Source organism: Bacillus sp. LQ01, from assembly GCF_057624735.1.
The window spans coordinates 34373-59567 of record NZ_JBYEZL010000007.1 but is presented as its reverse complement, the minus strand read 5'-3'; the positions used below and the strand labels follow the sequence as shown (position 1 = coordinate 59567).

Genomic DNA, 25195 nt, shown 5'->3' with positions numbered 1-25195 from the left:
TACACACACGTACTTTTCGATATATAATTAAACTATCAATATATTAGGAGTGTTAAGTATGTCAGGAACAATAATGATTTTGTTATATATTTGTTTCGGAATGAGTGTCGTTTTTAGCTTAATAAGGGAATTTCGAAAACCACAGAAAAACCAGTTCTTAATTTTAGTTGATTCTTTAATTTTGCTAGGAGCTCTATTCCTAGTAGGTAGTATCTTCATCTAAATCAATAGCTACGTAACTCGGCACCATTAAGATTTCTTTACCGCATACACTACATTTAGGATTTCCATATGCAGAAATCCCTTTAATAATTTCAATTTCTAATAAATCCATGTCTGTGTTATCAAATACTTCAATCACATGTAAAAGTTACGTAAAGATTGCTATGATTTAAGCCTTCCACCCCAGAAACGTTATATAATGAAATTGCAAACATTAGGTTTTTACCTTTCTGTACGACATAATTCTTTGCTAGGAGCAAATCCTAGCCTTTTTTATTTCACCCTCCGATGATTCGAAGACCAGATTCCCTCTTTCAATTACATTAGCTTGCATGCTAGGCTCTTTAGGGAATTCAATGTAATCAACAAGTACACTATCCTCAGTTCCAAGAATTACGCGTCTTACCACTACGCGGGCTTAGCTGCAATTCATATCCTGGTGGAATCTCCAAAGCTAATCCCATTTGTACAACCTTTGTATGGCCCGGCCATATAATCGTGTCCTCTGCTGCTACAAAATCAAAGCCAGCACCACCAGACTTTGCATATCTTGGTAACTCCACATCTTTTATAGATTTTCCGAACAGGAAACCCCACTACGGTGCGATAGCACCCACTTTAGGAATGGGATGAGAGTGAGGTCAAATGCGATGTACAAATAAAACACCGAAGGTACGTTCTCTACATCAAGAATTTGAATTGGTATCATTTTCATAATAGGCAAATAAAAGTCTCTAAAACAATCTTGTTCTCTGAAAACAGAATACATAGGATGTTGAAGTAACAAATTCTTCTACTCCGTAAAATGTATTGAGTCGTCAAGCACAAGACGCTAAAACACATTTGAGAACTCACAATCTGACTCGTTTGGTAATAGAGAATATGAGTGCCGTATCTGCTTGTTGATGGCACACCGCAATCTTGCACGTCAGCGATACTAGAAATAGACTTCGCCTTTGGTAGTAAGAATCCCACTGACATTAGTCAGCTTGTGGCTTTAGCCGTGGGAGTGTCAATTACCTCCCTTTGCTTTGATTAATAATTGAGTCACTTCGTAAACATCATGTTGTATTTCCATCATTCTTGATACACTCCTTTAATTAGATTCCACAACTCTTGTTCAGTCATCTCATAAAGTTGTCGACCAGTCTTTTCCTCTTTATAAATTCCTTTTTGTAGTAAAACATCGATATAGATTTGTTTCCTGTCCATGTTGCCTCCTAGCTACTTTTCTTCTTAGGTCTCCTTATAGGTGTAGTTGCTGCCCTTTGTGGACTCCATCCTCCTTTTAATACTCTTTTACTAAATGTGCTATATGAAATACCGTTCTCTTCAGCTAAATTGACCATATCTTCCATTGTTGCTCTTAATTTCTTTACAGGCTTTTTTGCTGCTTCCTCTGGTGACATCCCTTTATAAACACGAGTTAAAAATGTTTTCTTTTTAACCCCATTTTCTAATGCTATTCTTAGCCACTTTTGTTCCCTAAATTGATATTTCCGAGGCGGTGTATTAATTGCCTTACCAACATCCCATCCCATTTGATACACCCTACGATATAACATGTTATAGCCAATGCCGTTCTTCTCGGCTGCTTGATAATCTTCCTTTTCTAGCCATCTATTTATCATCATGGCGCTATGCCTCCTAATCCAAATTCATAATTTCCTCTAAAGTTCTATCTGAAATATGGGTGGTAATAATTTGTATGTTCCCGTATTTCTTTTTAGCCATTTCTATAGCTGCGCCCTTGGACTTCGCGTCAAACCAACGGAGCTTCCATTTCTCGTCTTTATCGTAAAACTCTACTGAATACGTCATAATGCTATTACGTTTCAAAAACTTATCCGCTGTACTTGTTGCAGTATAATCAAAACTTCCGACTACATCCTCTAGTGTTAGTTGTTTCATGCTCCTAACCCCATTGGGCGCGATTTGATTTTGTTCTTATCTGCCTGATCCATGATTAATGCGGCGATTTCTAGTTGATGCCTTCCTAGCTCTTTTGCTATTTCGAGAATACCTTTATCCTCATCCCACATTTTTCTTAATTGAATCACTTCACTTTCATCAAACACTAAGTCTAATTCTTCTAAAGCGATATATAAGTTACGACGCGATTTCTTCATGTACCTTTCCTGTTGCAACGCCATTATGTAATTCTCCTTTTCCAAATCCGTTCCAAGTCGTGGCATCCCATTTCCCCTCCAGTTGTAATTGATGAATTTCCCTTAGCTCCGCCATAACAGCATGACGTCTTCTATCCACTTCTTCAGGACTGCGATTCCCTGCTTCGCAAATACAAGGTACAAATTGATAGCAGCCATTACCCATATCGTTCTTAATTATTCCCGTTCCGTTACATGCACACATTTTAATTCCCCCTTTAAAAATGATAATGTCTTTCTTCTGTAATACTTTGTTTCTTTGAAAGTAATCGTTCTGAAGTTATTGAGAATCCGCGATACAATCCGTTCATCATAAGCACCCTCTAAACACACTCCTGTAAGGTTTGTTGTAAATATAGTAGATTGAACCTTACTATTTTGTTTGATCTATTTTTAACTTGTTGTAATTCCTTTTTATAAGTAACCCTTGCTTCTCAAGTTTGTTTATTATCCTTCGTAATGTAGCAGAAGACCATAAAGGAAATTGCTTAAGCCATTCATCGTAACTGTTATAGCCTTCATTGAAATTCTTTAATTTATTTACCAATAATGAACTTGTTGTAAAATATCGCTTCATTTAATACAACTGTTTTATTAATCCTAATAAAACGATTAATGGTTGTTAATGTATAAGTAATTTGCTCATTTAGTTCACTTTCTTCATCCAACACTCATAACTCACATTGTCCTCCATGCCAGTAAACCGAACCTTTTCTCTCCCTCTGAACTTACCTTCATGATAAAAGGTTCTTTCTGCCCTATATATTCGTTTAATTGGCGTTACATAGTCATAACCTCGTTTTTCTAAATCACGAACTGCTATTAACATCTCCTTCATAGACCCACGCCTTACAGGTATCTTAAACATCACGCATTCGCCCTTTCGCATACCGCTATGTTGCCTTTAACCCACTTTGTTGATTTCTTAAGTACTTCTTCTGCTTGTTTTAATGTCAATTCGACAATTTCTTTAATACTTAATTGTCCTTTAATCATGTCTTCATCTACTTTTCGACGAGTAGCTAATTTTTTTATGTTTAATTTAATTGCACTAACTTGTTGAGCATTAATTATTTCCTCTTGGATTTCTAGTAAATCTTCACTCGCATAGATTTATAAACCTAATCCGTGAATTGCAATTGCTTTTACTAAGCACCGCTGGATACTCGTGTTAATGTCAAAGCTGTTACGCTCTGCAATCGGCTTGTTTTGATTGTTTAGTAGTGGATGACTTTGACTTAGTGATTTTCTTGTACAGTTAATTCCCCCCCTACAAAGTAACCACAATCTGTTTTGAGGTAAGGCCCTCCATTAAATCGTTTTACTTCCCATATTGCTGTTAGATCTACTTTTTAACTGCCCATGATAAGTAGTTAAAACGCCCTTTCTTTTCAACATGTTCCGTGCAATCTATTTAAGTTAATTTAGAAAAGTAATTTTCAGTTGTCATATGAATTTCCCCTTTTTAAAATGGTGCTATTTCCGTTTGTTTACTAGCTTCATACACTTGCATAAGTGCTTGTAATCCATATTCGTAAGCTACAACCATTGATGCAGCGTTAGGCTCTTTGCTTTGCTTATATCGTTCAACCAAATTCATTAAAATTTGAATTTCAGCTTCAATTTTGGTTTGTAGTCCCACCTTATTCACCTGCCACTTTCTCTGTAGAATGAGACATTACATATTGCGTAATGCACTCTGTTTCTGCGTGTAAATAATCACCACCAAAATCTAAGTAACTTTCACCGAAGTATATTTCTCCATTGCAACCTTCACATTCTTCAATAAAGTCTCTTGCTGATGAGTCATGATAATTACCGTAAGTAATTGGATTTTCAATCATATTTCATTCCTCCTTATTTACTGAGAGAAAACGTATGTTATAATATATGTAGCTAATTTTAGGGAATATTTTCTCTACAACGCTCGTTGCCATCGAGCATTTTTTCATTTTTAATAGATAACTACCTAACAATCTGTTAAAATTTAGTTACCGATATGTGTAACAACTGGCCTGTGCTTCTGTACGGGCTTTTTTGATGCTTTCAGGCATCGTAATACTTTGGAACAAGTCTATTAGGTGGGGCCCCTATTAGATTACCGAATATTACGAAAAGCAAGAGCTTGTCTTATTCACTCTGTAAAAACGCTATTACAAACATAATCCCTTTTGGCTCCTATGGATTATCAACTTTTTTCATAATTTTTATCTTTGTTTTTTTATATTCATAATTTCGTAACATCTTTATATAATGTTTTAATAGATTTTATGTTAAACTTATAACATTCCAAGAAGTCCTTTACTTTTAGAATCGACAATTCTTCAATACCCTTAGTCTTGCCCTACATCCCCTGTAGGGCTTTTATCATTAGCTAGAGTGATATACCTCAACCTTATCAGTGCTGTTATGCACAACTCTAGTTCTTAAATCCCTTATGATCCACAAGACTTTCTTTTGTTCATATTCATCATCTTGTTACCATCCCATTTTTTGTCCCAGACATCTATTTATTCGGTGTACCAGGTATTCCAATAAACATATTACTGACGATACTATTACCAGTGATAATGTGCTTTCCTCCATCATTTACATCGCTGCCCTATCGATTTCTGGAATAATTCCGCGTTTCGTTAGTATTTCATGAATAAATCTATACTCATTGTAAACACTCCTCATAATTTTTTTAATAACAAAGCAAATCAACCATCTTCTCTGTTTTCTTAGAAATTTTTTTATAATAAAGAAAAGCTGATGGATAAAACCTCCATCAGCTTTTCTATTTCTTGCTATTCAATTAGAAGCTAACTGTCGCTGCTTCCTCTCCTGAATTAATCATTCGTTGTTCAATCTTTCCTAGCAGTTCCTTTATCTTACTTGAATAAAGTTTAACTGCTTTCATAGATTGAGCATTCTTAAGCTCTTCTGTCCATTCTGCTAAATCTTCCTTTTCTTGATCATCTAGATAATCAAAAACTTCCTTTCGAGACATGGGGCTCACCTCAACTTAACTCTTTGTATTTGGCCGTTACATAACCAAATCTCCTCATCTCTCTATTTCTATTTATAACAGATTACTCCTCTTTTATTCCTTATTCTTTTTTTCGAGTTCGGTCAATTTCTTTGAAATAGACTGAAGCTCGTCAGTTTTTACTTGTTCCGTCGCCAAACGATTGTGCAGCAGGAAAGCTTGCCCTGAAATCCCAGCAAGAATACTCACCTTAAGAATATCCATCATTGTTTCAGGGTTAAACATTGCAACACCAACGAGTGAAGCAATACTGCCTACAAACATCTCTCCCAAGAAACCCGGGTGAAATGCAAGCTTGCTCTTACGAGGCAACAAAAACTTTTTGTTTGTGATGTAATGACTAGCCAATCCTGAGACCATACCAGCCACAACTGACACAATTACTGTAACCAACATAATATGCACCCCTTTTCGAAAAACTTTTGACATTGCAGCAGCAGTTTCTATTTAATAATTAGTTCCTATGACATAGCATCACCCCTTTCAGGCAAAAACAAATAACCTTCCAGGAAAATGAATTGTTTACACAATGAAATAAAGTAACATAAAGTTCCTTTTTGTGTAATTTCATTAACCCGAAAGGCTATAAGTAGTTAGTGATATAAAAAAGAAAAATAAAAAAATGCAACTAAATTATATCACAATGAAGTTTGTTTTATCTTTAAATTCAGAGAATTTATTCTGTTATTTAACTTTCTCAAGTTAACAAATCAGATTCTTTGATACCTTTACACTAATAATTCGAAAGCCTGATTATTATTTATTTTTTCAATCTGCCATCAATTATGCTGTAGATTACACTACAACTTTGATGAATACAGAATTCGAGTATCTCAAATGCTACCTGTTTTTCCTCAACGAAATCCACTGCATCATTCCTTGTAATCCATTATCCTGCTCTTTAGAAGTTGTTCCTGCATTTTTCTGTTTTGGCTTCTGTTCTGGTTTTTCTTTCTCAAGAACTACCACATTCACTGTTTCAGTTGAGCTGTTTCCTGCCTTATCAGTTGCCGTTACTTGAACTGATATTGTACCTGGCTTACTTGTATCATACGCTCCCACTGTTACTACTGGATTTGAATCTTTATTATCTTTTACACTCACTAAACTTCCTGGACTCAATTTATCCCCTACATGTACGGTTACACCTTGTTTTGGTGTTATCACTGGTGCTTCCGTATCCTTCTCTTCTTCCTTTTCCACTACTTTTACTGTTACCGTTGCAGTTGAGCTGTTACCCGCCTTATCAGTTGCCGTTACTTGAACTGATATTATACCTGGTTTACTTGTATCATACACTCCAACTGTTACTACTGGGTTTGGATCTTTATTATCTTTTACTTCTACTAAATCACCTGCATTTAAGCTATCTCCTACATGTACGGTTACACCTTGTTTTACTGTAATTACTGGTGCTTCTGTATCTTTCTCCTCTTCTTTCTCGACTACGGTGACAGTTACCGTTGCAGTTGAGCTATTACCCACATTATCAGTTGCTGTTACTTGAACTGATATTATACCCGGCTTACTTGTATCATACGCTCCCACTGTTACTACTGGGTTTGGATCTTTATTATCTTTTACTTCTACTAAATCACCTGCATTTAAGCTATCTCCTACATGTACAGTTACACCTTCTTTTACTGTAATTACTGGTGCTTCTGTATCTTTCTCCTCTTCTTTCTCGACTACGGTGACAGTTACTGTTGTACTTGAGCTATTTCCTGATGCATCTGTCGCCATTACTGTTACTTGAATTTCTCCTGCCTTGCTTGTATCATATGCACCTACTGTCACTACTGGATTTGGGTCTTTATTATCTTTTACCTCTACTAAATCACCTGCATTTAAGCTATCTCCTACATGTACGGTTACACCTTGCTTCGCTGTTATTACTGGTGCTTCTGTGTCTTTTTCTTCCTCTTTTTCGACTACGTTAACGGTTACTGTTGTACTTGAGCTATTTCCTGATGCATCTGTTGCCGTTACTGTTACTTGGATTTCTCCTGCTTTACTTGTATCGTACTCTCCCATCGATACTACTGGATTTGGATCTTTATTATCTCTTACGTCTACCAAATCCCTTGTATTTAAGCTATCTCCTACATATACAGTTACACCTTGCTTCGCTGTTATTACTGGTGCCACTGTATCCTTTTCTGGTTTTGTTGTACCACCACCATCATTATCTCCACCTGTTGGTGGTTTTGTACCGCCTCCACCATCGTTACCATCTCCGCCTGTTGGTGGTTTTGTACCGCCTCCACCATCGTTATCATCTCCGCCTGTTGGTGGTTTTGTACCACCTCCATTATTACCTTTACCACCTGTTGGCGGTTTCACTTCCCCGCCACTAGTGTCACTAGAAGTAGGTGGCTTTTTATTATTATTAATTGGAGGTATTGAGTTATCTGCAATAGCCACACCATCATTAATATTTAGATCGCCACCAAATACAAAGTTCTTACTATCCTTATTATCCGAGACAGAAGGATTGTTTGTTGCTGATGCAATTGAAGTATTTAAATCTGAAAAACGATTATTTGATTTATCACCGTCAATAACTGATGCTAAGTTTCGATCTGAGTTTATAGCTGCGGTTGCAATTGAATCTGTTAAGTCATCAAATTTCTTTTTGTTTTTGATATTTTCAATGATACCGGCTAAATTTTGATCAGAGCTACGTTTTGCATTATCAATGATTTCATCAAAATCATTAGTATTTAGATTTTCAGTCGTTTCATTCTTACTTTCATCTTTCTTCTCATCTTTTTTCTTTTCTTTTTCACTATCCTTTTTCTTTTTAGATACTGATGCCGTTTTAGTGCTCTTTTTTTCAGAAGAAAACAGCGAGCAGCCTGTAACTACCCCCACACTTAGGGTAGTAGCAGTAGTTGCAAGTAAAACTCTCTTGAAAATTTTAGAATAATCTAAAGGCACAATCAATTCCTCCCCATTACTTAACCTGCACTTATAGTTGCTACAGAAATAGCAGAACTATTAGGTGTAGAATTATAAATTTTTTCGAGTAAATCCTTATTTCCAACCTTTTGAGCAAATTTTTTAGCTTCCTCAGATTTATTTAATTTCAAATAACTATTAACAATAATTCCTTCTCTTCTGCCATCTAGTGGCACTTGATCTCTTAAATTGATAACTTCTTCATGTTTGTTATCTAATGCAGCAATTTCAAAATTAATTAGTGGATTTTTTGTTTTTAATTCTTTTACTTTTTTCAAATTATCTACAGCTATATAATATGAAACTACTGATTCTGCAAAATCTTGTTCTAAGTCAATTGCTTTTTGTGCTTTACCGCTTAATAGATACGTAAATAAAACTGCCTTTTTATCTTCTTTTCCTAACTTTTTATAATCGACTTTATCAAATTCCAAGGCAGCATCTTGATATTTTTGAACTGCAGATAATCTTAACCCATTTATTAAATTCGCATTAACTTCTAAACTATTTACATTATTTGCAGATGCAGCCTGTGAATTTTTCATATTGCTAAAGGCAAAACCTGCTACTACTAATAAAACAATTGATGCGATTCCTATAATAGCGTACTTTAATTTTTTCATATTATTTAAGATTCCTTTTTTATCGATTGCGACTTTCTCTTCTTGTTCAAATTTAGGTTCATTTGGTAGATTTCTTTCATTATTTAAATTAATTTCATCACTATCGGGCTCCCTTTTCACCACAGCTATTTTTTGTCTCTTTTGTGCTTCTTTTATTTTCTTTTCTTCCTCTAATCTTCTTTTTCTTACTTCTTCAAGTTTTTTCTCTTCTTCCTTCCGTCGTGCTTCTGCTTCTTTTCTTGCTTCTTCTTCGGCCCTTCTACGCGTTTCCGCTTCTGCTCGTTTTCTTGCTTCTTCTTCTGCCTTTTTACGTGCTTCCACTTCTTCACGTTTTCTTGCTTCTTCTTCTGCCTTTCTACGTGCTTCCACTTCTTCACGTTCCCTTGCTTCTTCCTCTGCTTCTCTACGCGCTTCCACTTCTTCACGTTTTCTTGCTTCTTCTTCGGCCTTTTTACGTGCTTCCACTTCTTCACGTTTTCTTGCTTCTTCTTCGGCCTTTCTACGTGCTTCCACTTCTTCACGTTTTCTTGCTTCTTCCTCTGCTTTTCTACGCGCTTCTGCTCCTGCTTGTTTTCTTGCTTCTTCTTCGGCCTTTCTACGTGCTTCTTCTTCACGTTCCCGTGCTTCTTCTATTTTTAAATCATTTTCAGAAGTGCCTGCCTGTTTTTGAATTGTAGTGATCCAAGCAAGAGCTGGGTTACTATTTGAAGGTTCATTTTTTGGTAAATTTACATTTACACTTTCTTCACGTTGGTTCCGCGGCTGTTCTGAATGCTCTTGTTGTATTTGCTCATTTATTGGATCTTTGTAGACATCCTCATATTGTTCTTCTTCCTCTGCTAGTAATCGCTCACGTCGTTCTTTTTCTTGTCTAATTCTTTCTTTAATTACGTTTCTTTTTCTATTATTTTGCATAAAACAACAACAGCCTCCTTTCTATCAGTACCTCATTAATGAGAGTAATTAAATTATTCATCCTTCATAATTAATCATTAGATATTTCCACAAAAAAACTAAGGAAAATTAGTGATAATATTATTTTTTAAGCATGATAAATTAAAAAAGGATAAATGGTCTGCACCCATTTATCCTTCTTTTTACTTTACATCTATTGAATTCATAGTACATGTTCTCCTCTTAATGCATCACTTTGTTTCAAATTTTAGATAAAAAAAGATACTACACACTTACTGCATTGAATATTCAGGGATATATGAGTTTATATTTTTACACCATATTAAGTTCATCCATAACTTTCAACTTTTCATGTAGTAGATTAAAAATTTCATCTTTATAGTCACATTTCTTCAATTTTTTAATTGCTTCTTCCTTTATTTGTGACACTCTTTCAGTTGTTATCATAAGTGCTTTTGCAATTTCTTTATGCAAATACACTTTACCATCTAAAAGACCAAAACATAGATTTAGTACCATCTTTTGTTTTTGGTTCAATACTTCATCAAATATTAACCATATCTCGTAATTTAAGTCTTCAATTACCATCTCATTTATTGAAGGAATTGCTGATTTATCATCATGGGATGAATTTGATATACCTATATCTTCATTTATTGTATCTATATCCAAAGTCATAGTAGTAGCTCGCTTATAATATACGTTGTGCCTAATGACTATTTCGCTAGTTACATCTAACTCTTTTACAACTTCCTCCACCGAAGGGGGTCTGTTGTACATTTGTAAATATTTATCTTCTAATTCGACATATTTTAAATTAAATTGATTCACATAGTTAGGTATTTTAAAAGGTCCCGACCTTTTTTTACATATAATTCCTAACATCCTTTTTTGTATCCACCAAAAAGCGTATGTGGAAAAGCAATAGCCTAAAGCTGGATTAAAATCTTCCATTGCCCGTAACATTCCCTCATTTCCTTCTTGAACCAGATCATCAAACTCTATATCAGGGTGCTTGTTTTTGTACTTTCTTGCAATAGATAATACTAACCCTACATTCACATGAAACAAATAATCACGTAGATCCTTTTCACCATGTTTGTACCGCTGAAATAAATTTAAACTTTCTTGTTTTGAAAGTACCTGATAATTTCCTATTTCCTTAATTTCAAAAGTGTTACCTTCTGGATAAGCCATTGGCTTAATACTTCTTGCAGTAGAACCTTGTGTTATAGTTTTATTTAATGACTCATCGCGATTCAAGCTGCTATATGATTGATTCATACTTATTCCTCCCTTCTCATTTTTAACGAATTGTTTCTAAAAACATCTTTGTCTCCTTTTGTACGTTACTAATCAACTTACAGTTCCTTGCGCATGTATTGGCAACTTCTTTATGTGCTTTCGTTTTTCTCAATTCTATATAAATATCGCATCCTTTGCAGATGCTACTAATACCTTCCATTATTTCTAATTGTCTTCTTCTTTCATATAAAAACTGCTCTTTTGTTTTCTTCTCGCTTACTCGTCTCCCCATTTGTTTCACCTCGTATACATAAATAGTATTATTTAGTACTTAAAAACTACTATCGGTATTACATAGATACGAAACTTCTCCTTCAAAACTTTTCCAAATTTCTCCTGTATGTATATGATATAGGATTATAACAAAATGTAAAATGAATTATTCTAAAAATTCAAAAATTACCAGGATATTAAAATATCCATCATTTCCTTATGATTAAACTAATTATATATACAATTTAAACCCTGATGACTATCAAGAATACGTATAAAACAATGGATGTATTGTATTCTTCTATACAATACATCCTTCGATTTTATAAAACCCACTCATTCTAATTATGGTATAGAAAAGTACTGAATCATTTCTACCCCTTATTAATATATATCTTAATTCACTTCAATTAAAATAGCGTTTATCTCACTTTCTCTATTGCTGGAATATAATCGTTTAACAGTAAATCATCTAGACCCTTTCCAAGATTAATATCCCAACTTGCATAATTAATACTTATCCCTTCTTGATAAAGCGCTTGCGCACATTCTAATAACGACCGCTGAACATCTGAATTTGTAATCATATCCATATCTAAAGCGAACGTCGCCTGTTTAACTCCCATTTTTTTTAATGGTTCAATTAATATTCTCCATACTTTAACCCCAGGTATTGATACAACTGTGGTACCATACATTACTTTTTCCTCATTTGTTAGAAGCTCGTCTAAATTTTCCGCAGCAATATCAGACTTTAGAGCGCCTTCTGAAATCCATACATTATCCTTTTTTATTAGTTCTCCACGTTCCAAACTTTTCAACTCTCGACTAGGTACTGCTACATGTATTGGCAATGGGTTCCCAGCTCCTGTTCCATGGAATTTCCCACCTGAACTGATCCAAATATATTTACTTTCTAACTTTAATTGTACTTCACCTAATTTTTCACCTTCATAATTAATTTCATACCATTCTTTAACATCGATTTTACCTTTAAATATAGACTCTATCTTCCCATTGATTTTATAGGTCACCTCTATAACATTGGGTTGCTCAATAACTTCTGCCTTAAAGCTTGGTTTATGATTTTTTACAACTGTCATATATTCAGGATTATCAATTCTACATTGAAAACCGCATATCTGATTATATATATTTCTCTGCGGTATTAATAAAGAATCTCTCCTTCCTGCAAACGTAAAATATCTTCCATCCTTTGTTTCTTTTGCATAAAATCCTGGAATTCCAACAATATAGCTTGTTTTCCCTCCTACTTTTTTTATTAGCTCTTTCGTAGTATCCCAAGGTTTAATAGGAAAACTTTTGTAATTTCTAACATTTATTACTTCACTTGTAACCCTATGTTTCGATCCCATTAACATTTTAATATGTTCATCTCGCATGTCTAAAAATTCTAGGAATAAAGTATAAATAATATCAAGGTTGTAATCATTTTTCTTCCTATGTTCCTTAATCATCTGATTTTGAGAAAAGTCATATCCCCTTTTTTGATCTTCAGCTATTATATGTAAATAGCCTGCTTCCCCCAATACTGTTTCAGATGAAATTCGTCCACATATTATTTTAGTTTCAGAATCATTAACCATGCACCATCCTTGCTTACCACATATAGGGCACGTTGTTCTATAATATTCAAACCACCTCTCATTACTCCCCTTATTCATGCTTCTCACTGGCCTTAATATTCTACTTGCTGCTAACTTTTCAATTGACATCACATATCTCCTTTCCCCTTGAGCAAATAAAAAAGCCCTTTGGAATACGGAGGTTAAATACCACACAAACGTGTAATTTAATCCGTAACCCGAAGGGCTTCATGTAATCACTAGAAATTAAAAAAATTAACAAGTTATAATAAGAATATACTAAAAATTCTTTATTTAATCTAGAGGTTAATTATAATATTATTAAACTCCCACTATAATTATACATGGGCATCTTACTGCTTAACCCCTTTTGGACCTTTTGAAGCGAGAACTTCTTCGGAATTAAATACTATTTTAGCAATCTATATTTACTAAGCTATAAGGAGCCTCCTTATTAACCGTCCACTAATGTTTTTCTGCTAACTTTTTTTGGTACAGTATACTCTCTACTAACCAATTAATTGCGCTATTAAGGGCACCGTTATTAACCATAATCATTTTCTTGTAAACAAGCATCATAAGATTATATTTTGTTCAAAATTAATTAATCCTACTCAAAAACACTTTAGAATACGGACTATAAAACAGTCATATAATTATCAATCTCATGTTGATACCAACAGAAAATCAACACATCTCACCCGCATTTGACATTGACATATCAGCTGAGATTAACATGTCAAACGAAGCGCACCAACTTTATCACTAGTATCCACCGGTTAACATCAACATAACATTAACAAGCAGCTACTTATCAAAAACGTTTGTACCTATCTAAACTTCAAAATCTATATTAGATGAACATTAATCCACTCCAACTGATTGTACGGAAATAAGTTAATTAATAAACTACCTTTGCAAATGTTTAAATGCTAGTACGACATAAAAAAAGAAACACCATGAAACTATCAATCTCATGTCGATACCAATGAAAAGAGAAATGGTTTTCAATCTCTTATTTGTTATTAACATGTTAACTGAGATTAACATGTTAATTGATTATTTTCTTTTGTTATCAATATCATTTTGAATAAGATTGATATAACATTGACAATAAGATTTCAAAAAAGAAGAATCGTTTATAGCTTTCAAGATTTCAAAATCTATATCGATTGAATTTTTTCTTCTTCAGCAGTTTTCTTGAAGTGAATCTAGTGATGATCTATCCTAGAAAATGTCTCGACACCATTAAAACATAGTTGAAAATTTAATTGGGATAATAAATGATGACAGCATTTTACCCTTTATTTATCATTGACATTTAGTCTAAAAACAACACATAGAAAGGAATACTGTTTATATTGTTAATCTCATATCAACAATTTGCATTTAACATTAATATGACATTAACAATTAAGTAGTTAAAATACACATAAATACAGATCTTAGGTCTTCGAGATTTGTATTAGTTATAAATTTATCTACCACAACAGATTTCTATCGAAAAATCAAAAAACACTTTAATAGAACTATAATTGTGGTTAGAAGCTAACAAGAAATCCATACAATTGATGGTTTCTTATTAGTGACATCAAAAAATAACAGTTTTCTTTTCATTTATCATTAACATGTAACTTGAGATTAACATGTTAAGCACTCGTATTCTTTTGTTATCGATATTATTCTAATTGATGTTGATAAGACATTAACAATAAGGTATCAAAAGCGAAAGCGTTTATGGATTTCGAGATTTCAAAATCTATATCGGTGAAAATTTTCTTCTGTGGAGGTTTACTCGAAGCAAATTTAGTGATGATCTATCCTAAAAGATGTTTTCACACTATCAAAACATAGTTAAAATTTAATCGCAATGACATATAGTCTAAAAGCAAAACGTAAAGAGACATGCCATTTAATTATTAATGTTATATCAAAAATTTGCATTTAACATTAATATGACATTGACAATTAAATAGTAGAAATGCACATAAAAGCAGATTTCGGGTTTTTAAAATCCACATTAGTTAAAAATTTTATCTACTACAACAGATTTCTATTGAAAAACAAAAAGGAAAACACCCTAAAAGAACTATAATTGTTGATAGACATTAACAAGAGATCCATACAATTGATCGTTTCTTATTAATAACACACGAAAATTAACAGTTTTCTCTTTACTTATCATTGATATATAACCTGAGATTAACATGTTAATAGGGCTAGTTATTAATTAATGGTAGTTTCATATCAACTGTCGTTAATTAATATTGACATAACATTAACAATTGCTGATTCTAAGGTTGAGAATATACATACAGATAGAGTTTTAGATTCTACATCTATTAAAGGACTTTTTTCTATAGTAAAATTCACTGCATAAACTGCGGAAGATATCATTCTTGAAAACATTTTAATAGTAATAAAAAATAATGAATCGCTTTTTATTACTTACAATTTAAAAATAGCAATTGTATAAATTAATTTTGATTATATATAGATCACTTGTAAAGGGTGATACCCCTTAAAAAAGTAAGTTTATATTAAACCACATAAAAATACTTCAATAACCTATAATAGCCTTTACGTGCATTCTAAAGACCTACTGAAACCAATTAGCTATACAGTTCTTGGTTTTCTACTACCGGGTATCATAAATTATAATAAATATAGGCCTTTATTTACTATTAGTATGGACTTTTCTCTTTAGATTTATACATGCTTTTTAGCTTTTAAGTCTTTAAGTTTAATGCTATATCCTCATAATTTATTTACAAATCACTAATATTTTCTTATCATTAGTATATTGTAAACTAATTTGTTAATTTCATAGCAACAATAATCATTAATAACTAACGGATTATTAATAGGACATTAACAATAGTTAATTCAAAAGCCTGATTTATCAACTTTATGTTAACAAGTGATACTTTATATATCAATGACACATTTCATGTGAATGTCAATCAATAAAGGTATTGAGGTTTATATCGTCGAAAGACACTTAACATGTTAATCTCACTTTATATGTTAATTACATTTTGCTATGGCTATTATATTTCAAGGAGGTATAACGATGATTGAACAAGATAACAAAAATACAAATGAACATATGGAATCCAATAATACAAACTCTAGTCATGAAGATACTTTTGAAAAAGCTTGGCGAATAACAGAGTTTTCAAAACTAGTAGGCCGACATCATAACACTGTATACAATTGGTTCAATATCCTAGAGGAAAAGGGGTTACACGGAACATTAAGAACCAATAATACAAATGAAAAGCTATATAATACACTGGATTTAGAGATAGCTTTATTTATCAAGCTAAAGAGGGATGAAAAGTGGTCGCTAGATGCAATTATTGAGCTTTTACCACATCAATTTGAACTAAGACCAGTTTCTCCAGAAAATCAAACCAGTGAAGTCTCAACCCAATTAAACATGCAGGAAGCTGCAGCGACTATTGAAAAAATAGTAGAGCAAAAGATTCAAATGCATTTACAAAACATTGAATTAGAGTATCAAGGAAAGTTTGAAGAGGCTATACGTGCAGTGCTACCTGAACCAGAAGACCCCGAAAAGCTAAAAGAGCGCCAAAGACAAGAAAGACTAGATAATATAATTATTCAACATAGAGCGCGTACAGAGTTAAGAAAACAAGCTGAAAACGAGTGGAATACACAGCCAGAAGAAACTCGTATAAAAAAAGTTGGTTGGTTTAAAAAAGAGGAAGATCTTGCGAGAAAACAACTTTTCATAGAAAACTATATTGATGAGAACATGATTGAATACATGAAAAATGTAATGAAAATAGAAAAATAAGCCTGGAAGATTCCAGGCTTATTTTTTATTTAGTTCCGAACATCTTATCTGGATCCATAAATGCCGCTAATTCTTCATCATTTTGCGCTTGTGATTCTTCATCTTTAACTGGTTCTAATTCAAAGTAATCACCAAAGTTAATATTGAAGTCATCATCCGAGTCTTGCGCTTCAATAGTATTAATTTGAGACTTTGTATATTGAATTTGACTTTGTTTTTCTTTAAATTCATTATATTCTTCAACTAATCCTTTAGATAAACGTGATGGTAGTGCATCTGTCTTATAGAAAGTATACACGCTGCCCATAAAGTCATTTTTACTCACTAAATAACCATTAAAAACAGTTCCATTGATTGGTAGTTTATTTGTCACTTCTACTTTTGCATCATCCATAAATGAATCATCAATGTTCTTCTGTTCATCTAAAATTGCTAACATACCAAAATGATGTACCTTCGATGCCTCTAAATCTCCATTTTCATTTGTCTTCATCAGGTCAATAGGGTGATGGAATGAACTTCCTTTCAATGATTCTGAGAACATATCTACAATTTCTTCACTGTTTTCAATTTGATTCATATTACGTGAAACCTTATTAATTACTAAACATCCTGTTCTTTCTAGTAAAATTCGTTTAAAGTCCTGAGAATCTAGAATTACTGATGTTCCTGAACCATTTGCAGCTGTGTTTAACTCATGAATAATATCTCCAATACGCTGATTTGCATAGTCTCGTGAGTTTCCAATGCCTTTTTTCTCATTCTCGTTTAATCCTTTAAACTCATCATAGAAATGTTGGTTATCTGCAAATACAACAAATGCAACGCCTTTGGCTGGATCATTAGCTAACTTCCAAATTTCTTGTGAGAATTTATTCACCTGTCTTAGTACATCCGGCCCATCTGCTCTAACTGGAAGTGTAACCACAATACCCATTTTAATAAAATCTTTACGCTCAATAGCATTATTGAAAGCAATTCTTGCATACTTTTGTTGATTTTTTATTAATTCTTCTCTAGGAATTTTCATTGCCATACTTTTAAGTTCTTCAGCAATTACAGGTTTATTATGAAAAGCGGAGAATTCTTCAATTGCTTGAATAATTGTAGATGTACCTGTACCACCACCTAAACCAGCAAAAAATAGTACTAATTCATCAGTTGGTCTAACACGTTCTGTTATAAATTCTTTTAGTTTATCTTTAGCTTCTTCATTAGATTCTAAGACCTTTACAGCACGCTCAGGATTCTTACCTAAACCACCTAATTTTAGTGAAACTTGGTTACTTTTCGGCACATTTTTCAGTTCAGCTAAATCCCCATCATTACTATTCAATGCTAGACAATTATAAACTGCTGTCCCGTCTGTATGCTTGTACTCAGCAAACTTATCTACCATTCTAGTTCCAGCTTGACCAAAACCAACCATAGTCATTTTCACAGCTACTTCGTTTTTCAGAAAGTTTTTTGCCATTATTTTATCTCTCCCTTATTCTCATTACTTTTTTTGCGTTTCCCTAATTCAACTAATACTTGTTGTCCCCTAATAGTTGAAATTAAAAACTTATACGGATGCATAATTTTTTCTGTTATTAATGACATTGAAGCTAAAGTAGCAACACTACCTTCTGCCGATCTTCTTGAAATGTTAGTTCTTTCAAGTTCTAATGAATAGGATTTACCCTTAGGTTTCTTTACTCTCCTATCAATAACAACACTTTCTACTATTTCATTTATTGAGATTCCTCTCATATACTTTGTCTCTTGGTATTGTTTGTTTACTTGTGACCCTATGTAATGAAATACATTGTAGAGTATTTCGTCTTCTTCAATAATGTCTGCAAACATTTCCACAACTTCTTCAGTGAATTTGTTTTGTTTATATTTTTCACTTAATACCTCGTTCAAGTTGTCCCCCCCTTAAAACGTTGGTTAATTATTCCTAAAAATATATTACATCATTGTAAGACGTATATCAAGTCATTATATATAAGTCTTATATTAAGTTGTTATATACAAGACTTATATAATATTTACAAAATGTAAAATCGAAGCAATGTTCTATATATCAATGTTAAATATATAAGACGTACATGACAGTCGTTTATATAAGCAGTAAATAAAACATGTTAATATGAGGTTTCATATAACTAACAATAACTATTAAATTATAAATATGAGTGCAGTATTTATGTATATTTTTATCTAGAATTATAATTCCAATATATAATACTCCTAAAATAACCTACTATTATCATGGTTATTTCATTTATGCGTCTTATATATACGAACTATATATAAGACGCATAAATAAACACTTATTATTAAAGGATTTATATGCTTTTATATTAATTTCATGTCAATAGAATATTACCACGATTTATTACACGTCCTATTTAAAGGTCTTATATGAAAGACTTATCAATAAAACGTGTATATAGACCTATAAAAAAGAGTAATACTTCTTAAGTATTACTCTTTTAACTATATAGTTTTATATAAAACACTTAGTTTATTAAACAGATCTTTATGATCCTGCTTCTTTTTCAATAACTCATTTTTCTGTTGGTTGTCTACAGAAAGGAAAGGGGATGTCAATGTCATGTTATATTTCGTTATTTCTTTTATTAATTCCGTAGTTATTTTTGAGATTTGTAGAAATAACACATAAAATTGTGATTCATTTTCATTCATTTGTTTTTCTCTAAAATTAAGTTCTACAAACTTGTCAGTATAACTTGTCAATTTCATATCAATATAATCACTATAACTCACATGTAAAGCCATAAAGCGATTAAACTCTGATAAACTAATTAATTTCTTTGTTAAACATAGATGTACTAAATAAATCTTATATACAGCTTTAAATGAAATAACATATTTAGTTCCTTTTTTTATTAACTGGATGTATTCACCGTATCTGTTAATTAAATACCTTAATTTATTAGGTTTCAGTCTCAATAGTCTACTAACTTGTGAGATATTGTAGATTTTATAAGGATCTAGAGCAGCAAACTGTAATGGGATTATCTCATATTCGTTATTTAATGTGTTAGTTACCATGTTATAAAGAACGTCTGTTTCAAATTCACTTTGTATAATTGTTTTTATTAGCCCATATTCTGTGTTCAAATTCCGCATTTTTTCACCCCTTAAATCAGATTGTAACATGCAAAATATGAAATATACACAATTTTCATTTACTTTATTATGTTTATTTACTTATTTCTTTTATGATGTGATTTTTCCTTCTGATAAACAAATAGCTCTACAGAATTAAATACAATTTTGTTTAATACTTAATATCATCTATGCAAAAGAATATTCACTGTACATTTTATTTATTTTTGTTACTCTACACATATATGACGAGATACATATGCCGAACCCTTTTTTCATTATTAGAGTTCGTCATATGTTCTTTTATCTATGTCGAAGTACAAATGACGAACTCTAATAGTAAATTCTCACTTGATATCATTGATTTTAATTACCCACACCTGATGAAATAATATGTGTTTTTAAACCGAGATTCTATAGGGGATAATGGGTTACTTTTTTGCAAATTTCCGTTAAAATATACACTAATCATTTTTATGTACTGAACTGCTTAATTTATCCAACATTAATTACTTTCATTTCATGACAATCGCAACCGATTTTATTCAGATTCCCGTACATTATTTCCATATCAAGGGAGTGTTTTAAATTGAAAAAATCATTTGATCATGCCGTTAAATATATCGTCGGAGAGAATGACCGTGGAGTTTATTTTAATCGTTCTGACATTTTTACAGTCTTATTTTTATATGAACAACGAACAGTATCTCAAATTCAATTACGAAAATTTTATGAATTGATAAGTGGGGGGCCTATAAGTCGAACTACGTTTTCATCCAAGTTAACTAAGTGGGCAAAAATGAAATTAATAAAAAAAGAAAATATAAGTGTGAGAAAAAAACGTGGCTTTACATTGGATTTCGTTTCTATAGCTTCAAAGGGAGCAGAAATATTATATCGTTTAAAATTAATTACTGACTGCAACACCTCGTTTGTTACCAAAAGGCAATATGAACACAATATAGCTATTACACAATTTGTGCTCAATTTACTTGAAGCAGAATCCCAAAATGAACATACCGGTGCAATTGTAGGTGGTAATGGCGATTATCTTTTTCCATTAAACTCAATTGTGAAGCAAAACTTACATTTACCCAACCTAATGTATTCCGATTCAAATGATGTTTACTTCTTATACGAAGATGAAGAGTATCGCGAAATGTTTCAGCCAGAACTTCAACCCGTTTCCTTCCAACCAGATTTACCTCAACTCGTTTATTCATTTCGTCCATCTAAAGAGTTTTATCCAGACGCAAAGGGAGACCCATTAATCATTCCTGATTGGGTTCTTACATGTAATGATTCTATTATCAATATTGAAGTTGATACAGGAACAGAAAACATTCCATTTCTAGAAAACAAACTTAAAAAATATTTTGATATCGCTGCTTCTAATCCGTCTAAACAGTTTTACGTTTTATTTTCAGTAATCGATGATTCCTATCACACAATTTCTACTTACAAAAAAAGAACTACACGTGTAACAAATTTAAAAAAGGCTTTCAGCAATATACCACGTTTAAGTGTAGTGAATAACCTAAATGTTTACGTGTGCAATATGGGTGGATCTGCACTTGTAATAAATAATATTCTTCAAGAAATTCGCGAAATTAATAGTTTAAACAAAAGTCATTTGCTCAAAAAAATTGCTGAACGTTTAAACATAAATTCTTCTTTCCCTTATTCGGTAGAGTGGATTTCTAATAAAAATAAAATTCAAGTGAAAGGGATTCAACATTCTAAACTACTTGAGCTAACAGATGACATTTTGGTATTACGAAAAAAAGCACCTGATGAAGAAAAAAAATCTTTAGATTACTTAGAAATATTATGTATATTAACAATACTTAAGGTAGGGGAGGTTAACACACACTTTAAATTACAGAAATTATCAGGATTGTTGGCCATGCAAAATCAACACCGAACACTCAACCCAATTAAGATTTTGGGGATATATGAAGCGGATGAATTAGAGCATGGGCAGCAAGCCATTTTTACTGATCTGTATCACAATTCCATAGCACCAGAGAATATATTATTGGCTACTTCTGCTGAATTGCTTAATTTCACCGCTGCTTTTTATTCGTTAAAAGAGAGGGTGAAACAAGAATTTGGAGAATGCAGTTCAAAAGAATGCTGAACTCAATAATGCACCAAGTAATGGGGAGGATCCAAAAACCGAAAAGAGCAAAAAAAATTCCTATATAGTGACAATCGACATTACAAAAAGCTGGAAATATCGTTTAGCAGCCCGCTCATCTTACTATGTTGTGACATTACTACTTCTGCTAGCTTGGTATTTTGCTTTTAGAGGAATTTATAAATACGCTTCTTTCTGGTTCATACAAATGGGGGCTCCATTACCTACTTTAAGTATCTTCGGTAATCCGTTTAAAACTAATTATTACATTGAAACCTTTTTTAGCTTTTGGATTTTAATTTATACTTGGAAACTATCAACCAAAGTTAAGACCTATCAGGAGATAAAGCGTCGATGGTTTATTTTCTCGATGATGTTAATTGGTATAGTTGCCCAGTACTTATGGGCGTTTAGTGTTCCATTAGCTAAGATATTTATTCCATTCTTACATTCGAAAGCTGGAGAGGTTTCACTAAATGACAAAGGATTAGAGGATACTATACTTTCAAATTTTAGTAATATCATGCACCTTGTATTTGCTATACCTGTAATTATTATTATTCTCGTACTTTTATGGCTCTTTAAGATTTTTTATGAACATAAAAAATAGCTTATAGATGAATTCGGAAAATGGGAATACGTATTTAAAATACCTGGTTGGATGCTTTCCTTTTTGAATGATGATTGTCAACGGAAACTTGCTACTTCATTACACAGATTTTTCACTGAAAAAAATCCATCAAAATTGCCAGAACCCGATATCTTTCTTGGTCCTAACAGTGCTACACGGGAAATGGCAGTAATACAGGGCAAGTCTCTAACGCTTAATATAATGATCATCGGTAACATTGGTACTGGTAAATCAGCTGCACTAGGTTTGCCAATTGCCAATCAAATTCTTGACTATATGGCTTCAATGATTAATAACTTTAAAACCTTATATGCAAGAAAAGATTATCATTCAGAGGATGTAAAAGGAACACAGGTTAATGGTCTTACAGTTATCGAGCCATCTAATGATTTCTGCGAAAAAGTATATAAATTGGTATTAGCACACAAGATTCCTGAAAGTATTATTTTCTATTTAGACCCAACAAATCCTGATACCCCTTCAATAAATTTTGTACGTGGTCCAGTCGATAAGGTTGCTGAGATGTTATGTTCAGTATTAACGGGTCTCTCTGATAATGGAGCAGGAAATCCGTTCTTCGTTCAATCTGAGCGTTCCCATCTTAAACAACATATTTATTTGTTAAAACTCCATGATTCTAATTTTGAAGCTAGGTTTGAGCATTTAATTGATATGTATAATGATGCTAATCTCGTGTTTGAGATGCATCTCAAATTAAAAGAACGACTTCCAAATGATATTGAATCCATTCCAGATAGGGATGAACGAAACCATTTCCGCATAATGAAACAAGTTGATGAATGGTTTGATTTAAATTATATTCCTGAAATTTCTGGTGGCCGTGGGGGAGGGGAAGTTGTTTATCATACTGAAGGGAAATACTATGGTCAACCCAAGATAATTGATAAACAAGAAACCTTTGTTCGCGGTTTACGAAACACATTAAATGATATTTCTGCTCAACCTCTGCTCCGACGTGTTTTATGTGGTCCATCGGATTTTGATTTTGAGAAGCATTTGGAATTTGGAGGTATTCTGTTAGTCAATACAGCGAAAGGGGAACTTTCTGATTTATCTGATGTATTCGGTAAATTGTGTTTATATGCCGTACAGAACGCTGTTTTCCGTCGTAAGCCTAACGTATCTCCTTATCATCCGGTTTTAGTCGATGAGTTTGCGGATTACATTTATAAAGCATTTAAAAGTTTTCCTGCTCAATCACGTAAATATAAAGCACCTTTAATTGTTATTGCACAAACCATTAGTCAATTAGCAATTGAACATGGCCCAAGATTCATGGATATCCTGTTAGGAACATTTCGTAATAAACTTGTTTATGGTGATGTTACAAATGAAGATGCTAAATTGTTTAGTAAGCTAATGGGTACGAAAACAATTTATGAGGCACGTGAAGGTGATCAAGAAATTGATATGGTAACTGCAGAAACGAAAACTCAAAGTACACGAAGAACATCCTACTCTTATTCGAAACTAGAGGTACCCATTCTTTCTGAAAATGATATCTTAATTCAAAAAGCATTCCAGTGTGCGGCTAAAATTGTAAAAGATAATGCTCCTCAAGGAGGAATACAAGTAAATGCTAACTTTGTTCCTGCCTCTGAGTTTAAAACAGCTAAGATTCAAGTTGATACAGAAGCAGCTGCTTATTGGTTAAAAATTCGTGAAGAGTCATTGAATGTGGAAACTAAATATAATGATTATGTCACAGATACAAATGTTGATAGTGAAGAAGCTGTAATTGAGGAATTGAGTACACCTAAAACAGCACCTACTGCAATAGAAGGCTGGTTACAAACGTTAAATCCTGATACTTACGATTTTTATAATAATGAAGATGATACAGACAATGAAGGAGAGTTAACTAATAGTCAGTCTGTGCAAGATTACTCAAGAAATTCTGCTCCTAAACTAGAAAAGGAAAACAGTATAGCATCAATTGCTACTTCTAATAAAACAGAACCCGAAAAAATTAATGAAGTAATCGATGTTCAAAAAGAAAATGTACCAGATACAAGTAAACATAGAGAATCTATTGAACTTAACAACAAAACATCAGTTATTACTGAAACTCCAATAGAAGTGCCAAGGGCGAAGCATACACCACAATATAGAGAACCTGCTTACACATCAACTGTTACCCATAATCAGCAGGAGCAGGAAATTCAACGAACTGCAGAAATCAATGGTAAAAATACAACATCTAACTTAACAATGCAATGGTTACAACAAATGGCTGCCACTGTTCCTCAAGAAGAAGAAAATACATTACCTTTAGATGAAATGGAAGGTGGCTCTCGTCTTCGCAATCGTAAAGTAGCAGAAGTAACTTCAGAAAGTGCGGCAATTAAGGATAAACTCAGTCAATATATCGAAGGTGACATTGATCATAATTGATGCACTAAGCATATAACGAAT

General features: G+C 32.8%; 21 protein-coding genes and 4 pseudogenes. 3 read left to right on the top strand and 22 right to left on the bottom strand.

Annotated features, from left to right (window positions below; genetic code table 11):
• Positions 1-199: 199 nt before the first annotated feature.
• The 19 genes and pseudogenes from AC22L0_RS26565 to AC22L0_RS26475 all read right to left on the bottom strand — a co-directional run bounded on the left by AC22L0_RS26565 (position 200) and on the right by AC22L0_RS26475 (position 13174).
• The gene (locus AC22L0_RS26565; protein ID WP_017658163.1) at positions 200-361 is read right to left on the bottom strand and encodes a hypothetical protein; all 162 of its coding nucleotides are present in this window, start codon (positions 359-361) and stop codon (positions 200-202) included.
• Positions 362-520: 159 nt separating this feature from the next.
• Positions 521-809 (bottom strand): annotated as a pseudogene (locus tag AC22L0_RS26560) (dUTP diphosphatase); the annotation flags it as partial.
• 490 nt (positions 810-1299) lie between these two features.
• Entirely contained in the window at positions 1300-1434 is a 135-nt protein-coding gene (locus AC22L0_RS26555) for a Fur-regulated basic protein FbpA (protein WP_000375383.1), read from the bottom strand.
• 8 nt (positions 1435-1442) lie between these two features.
• Complete coding sequence (locus AC22L0_RS26550; protein WP_000973344.1) at positions 1443-1856, bottom strand: hypothetical protein; 414 nt, start codon at positions 1854-1856, stop codon at positions 1443-1445.
• A 13-nt stretch (positions 1857-1869) separates the two neighbouring features.
• Positions 1870-2133 carry a hypothetical protein gene (locus AC22L0_RS26545; protein WP_087967524.1) on the bottom strand — a complete coding sequence of 88 codons (264 nt, stop codon included), beginning with the start codon at positions 2131-2133 and terminating at the stop codon, positions 1870-1872.
• Positions 2130-2417 (bottom strand): hypothetical protein, encoded by a 288-nt coding sequence (locus tag AC22L0_RS26540; protein ID WP_031313036.1) that lies wholly within the window; start codon positions 2415-2417, stop codon positions 2130-2132. The genes AC22L0_RS26545 and AC22L0_RS26540 overlap by 4 nt, the downstream gene beginning before the upstream one ends.
• On the bottom strand, positions 2332-2595 hold the full coding sequence (locus tag AC22L0_RS26535) for a hypothetical protein (RefSeq protein ID WP_000332348.1): 264 nt from the start codon (positions 2593-2595) through the stop codon (positions 2332-2334). The genes AC22L0_RS26540 and AC22L0_RS26535 overlap by 86 nt, the downstream gene beginning before the upstream one ends.
• Positions 2568-2756 (bottom strand): annotated as a pseudogene (locus AC22L0_RS26530) (hypothetical protein); the annotation flags it as partial. The gene AC22L0_RS26535 and the pseudogene AC22L0_RS26530, both read right to left, overlap by 28 nt.
• Positions 2757-3036: 280 nt before the next feature.
• Positions 3037-3258 carry a hypothetical protein gene (locus tag AC22L0_RS26525; protein WP_000472844.1) on the bottom strand — a complete coding sequence of 74 codons (222 nt, stop codon included), beginning with the start codon at positions 3256-3258 and terminating at the stop codon, positions 3037-3039.
• Positions 3258-3804: pseudogene (locus AC22L0_RS26520) on the bottom strand (Sak single strand annealing protein). Before AC22L0_RS26520 ends, AC22L0_RS26525 begins: the two are co-directional and overlap by 1 nt.
• Positions 3805-3855: 51 nt before the next feature.
• Positions 3856-4032, bottom strand: coding sequence for a hypothetical protein (locus tag AC22L0_RS26515; protein WP_000524193.1), 177 nt, complete (start codon positions 4030-4032; stop codon positions 3856-3858).
• A gap of 1 nt (position 4033) precedes the next feature.
• Positions 4034-4234 carry a hypothetical protein gene (locus AC22L0_RS26510; RefSeq protein WP_000572102.1) on the bottom strand — a complete coding sequence of 67 codons (201 nt, stop codon included), beginning with the start codon at positions 4232-4234 and terminating at the stop codon, positions 4034-4036.
• A 953-nt stretch (positions 4235-5187) separates the two neighbouring features.
• Positions 5188-5382, bottom strand: a complete 195-nt coding sequence (locus AC22L0_RS26505; protein WP_087967526.1) for a hypothetical protein — start codon at positions 5380-5382, stop codon at positions 5188-5190.
• Positions 5383-5475: 93 nt separating this feature from the next.
• A complete protein-coding gene (locus tag AC22L0_RS26500) occupies positions 5476-5817 on the bottom strand; it encodes a DUF4257 domain-containing protein (RefSeq protein ID WP_025118342.1) in 342 nt (113 codons plus the stop codon).
• Between the two features lie 444 nt (positions 5818-6261).
• On the bottom strand, positions 6262-8361 hold the full coding sequence (locus AC22L0_RS26495) for an adhesin (RefSeq protein ID WP_487272531.1): 2100 nt from the start codon (positions 8359-8361) through the stop codon (positions 6262-6264).
• Between the two features lie 20 nt (positions 8362-8381).
• Positions 8382-9920 (bottom strand): hypothetical protein, encoded by a 1539-nt coding sequence (locus tag AC22L0_RS26490; protein ID WP_087967533.1) that lies wholly within the window; start codon positions 9918-9920, stop codon positions 8382-8384.
• Positions 9921-10232: 312 nt separating this feature from the next.
• Positions 10233-11204 (bottom strand): sigma-70 family RNA polymerase sigma factor, encoded by a 972-nt coding sequence (locus AC22L0_RS26485; RefSeq protein WP_487272529.1) that lies wholly within the window; start codon positions 11202-11204, stop codon positions 10233-10235.
• 22 nt (positions 11205-11226) lie between these two features.
• Positions 11227-11457, bottom strand: coding sequence for a hypothetical protein (locus tag AC22L0_RS26480; RefSeq protein WP_000533697.1), 231 nt, complete (start codon positions 11455-11457; stop codon positions 11227-11229).
• 403 nt (positions 11458-11860) lie between these two features.
• Entirely contained in the window at positions 11861-13174 is a 1314-nt protein-coding gene (locus AC22L0_RS26475; RefSeq protein ID WP_087967535.1) for a DUF3854 domain-containing protein, read from the bottom strand.
• Positions 13175-16118: 2944 nt separating this feature from the next.
• Here AC22L0_RS26475 and AC22L0_RS26470 point away from each other — a divergent pair.
• Positions 16119-16868: a MerR family transcriptional regulator gene (locus AC22L0_RS26470; protein ID WP_087967537.1), complete on the top strand. Its 750-nt coding sequence runs from the start codon at positions 16119-16121 to the stop codon at positions 16866-16868.
• Between the two features lie 25 nt (positions 16869-16893).
• Here AC22L0_RS26470 and AC22L0_RS26465 read toward each other — a convergent pair whose 3' ends face one another.
• From AC22L0_RS26465 to AC22L0_RS26455, 3 genes are all read right to left on the bottom strand, one after another.
• A complete protein-coding gene (locus tag AC22L0_RS26465) occupies positions 16894-18342 on the bottom strand; it encodes an FtsZ/tubulin family protein (RefSeq protein WP_001097025.1) in 1449 nt (482 codons plus the stop codon).
• A complete protein-coding gene (locus tag AC22L0_RS26460) occupies positions 18342-18776 on the bottom strand; it encodes a hypothetical protein (protein WP_001006720.1) in 435 nt (144 codons plus the stop codon). Before AC22L0_RS26460 ends, AC22L0_RS26465 begins: the two co-directional genes overlap by 1 nt.
• Before the next feature lie 576 nt (positions 18777-19352).
• Positions 19353-20039, bottom strand: a complete 687-nt coding sequence (locus AC22L0_RS26455; protein WP_002196086.1) for a hypothetical protein — start codon at positions 20037-20039, stop codon at positions 19353-19355.
• Positions 20040-20577: 538 nt separating this feature from the next.
• On the opposite strand from AC22L0_RS26455, the gene AC22L0_RS26450 reads away from it, so the two are divergent.
• The gene (locus tag AC22L0_RS26450) at positions 20578-22128 is read left to right on the top strand and encodes a replication-relaxation family protein (protein ID WP_000747963.1); all 1551 of its coding nucleotides are present in this window, start codon (positions 20578-20580) and stop codon (positions 22126-22128) included.
• Positions 22100-25174, top strand: a pseudogene (locus tag AC22L0_RS26445) (type IV secretory system conjugative DNA transfer family protein). Before AC22L0_RS26450 ends, AC22L0_RS26445 begins: the two are co-directional and overlap by 29 nt.
• Positions 25175-25195: the final 21 nt, after the last annotated feature.

Excerpts from the sequence above, each read along its gene's own strand:
- AC22L0_RS26555 (WP_000375383.1), bottom strand. The coding sequence starts at position 1,434 with ATGGACAGGAAACAAATCTATATCGATGTTTTACTACAAAAAGGAATT.
- AC22L0_RS26550 (WP_000973344.1), bottom strand. The coding sequence starts at position 1,856 with ATGATGATAAATAGATGGCTAGAAAAGGAAGATTATCAAGCAGCCGAG.
- AC22L0_RS26545 (WP_087967524.1), bottom strand. The coding sequence starts at position 2,133 with ATGAAACAACTAACACTAGAGGATGTAGTCGGAAGTTTTGATTATACT.
- AC22L0_RS26540 (WP_031313036.1), bottom strand. The coding sequence starts at position 2,417 with ATGCCACGACTTGGAACGGATTTGGAAAAGGAGAATTACATAATGGCG.
- AC22L0_RS26535 (WP_000332348.1), bottom strand. The coding sequence starts at position 2,595 with ATGTGTGCATGTAACGGAACGGGAATAATTAAGAACGATATGGGTAAT.
- AC22L0_RS26525 (WP_000472844.1), bottom strand. The coding sequence starts at position 3,258 with ATGTTTAAGATACCTGTAAGGCGTGGGTCTATGAAGGAGATGTTAATA.
- AC22L0_RS26510 (WP_000572102.1), bottom strand. The coding sequence starts at position 4,234 with ATGATTGAAAATCCAATTACTTACGGTAATTATCATGACTCATCAGCA.
- AC22L0_RS26505 (WP_087967526.1), bottom strand. The coding sequence starts at position 5,382 with ATGTCTCGAAAGGAAGTTTTTGATTATCTAGATGATCAAGAAAAGGAA.
- AC22L0_RS26500 (WP_025118342.1), bottom strand. The coding sequence starts at position 5,817 with ATGTTGGTTACAGTAATTGTGTCAGTTGTGGCTGGTATGGTCTCAGGA.
- AC22L0_RS26490 (WP_087967533.1), bottom strand. The coding sequence starts at position 9,920 with ATGCAAAATAATAGAAAAAGAAACGTAATTAAAGAAAGAATTAGACAA.
- AC22L0_RS26485 (WP_487272529.1), bottom strand. The coding sequence starts at position 11,204 with ATGAATCAATCATATAGCAGCTTGAATCGCGATGAGTCATTAAATAAA.
- AC22L0_RS26480 (WP_000533697.1), bottom strand. The coding sequence starts at position 11,457 with ATGGGGAGACGAGTAAGCGAGAAGAAAACAAAAGAGCAGTTTTTATAT.
- AC22L0_RS26475 (WP_087967535.1), bottom strand. The coding sequence starts at position 13,174 with ATGTCAATTGAAAAGTTAGCAGCAAGTAGAATATTAAGGCCAGTGAGA.
- AC22L0_RS26470 (WP_087967537.1), top strand. The coding sequence starts at position 16,119 with ATGATTGAACAAGATAACAAAAATACAAATGAACATATGGAATCCAAT.
- AC22L0_RS26465 (WP_001097025.1), bottom strand. The coding sequence starts at position 18,342 with ATGGCAAAAAACTTTCTGAAAAACGAAGTAGCTGTGAAAATGACTATG.
- AC22L0_RS26455 (WP_002196086.1), bottom strand. The coding sequence starts at position 20,039 with ATGTTACAATCTGATTTAAGGGGTGAAAAAATGCGGAATTTGAACACA.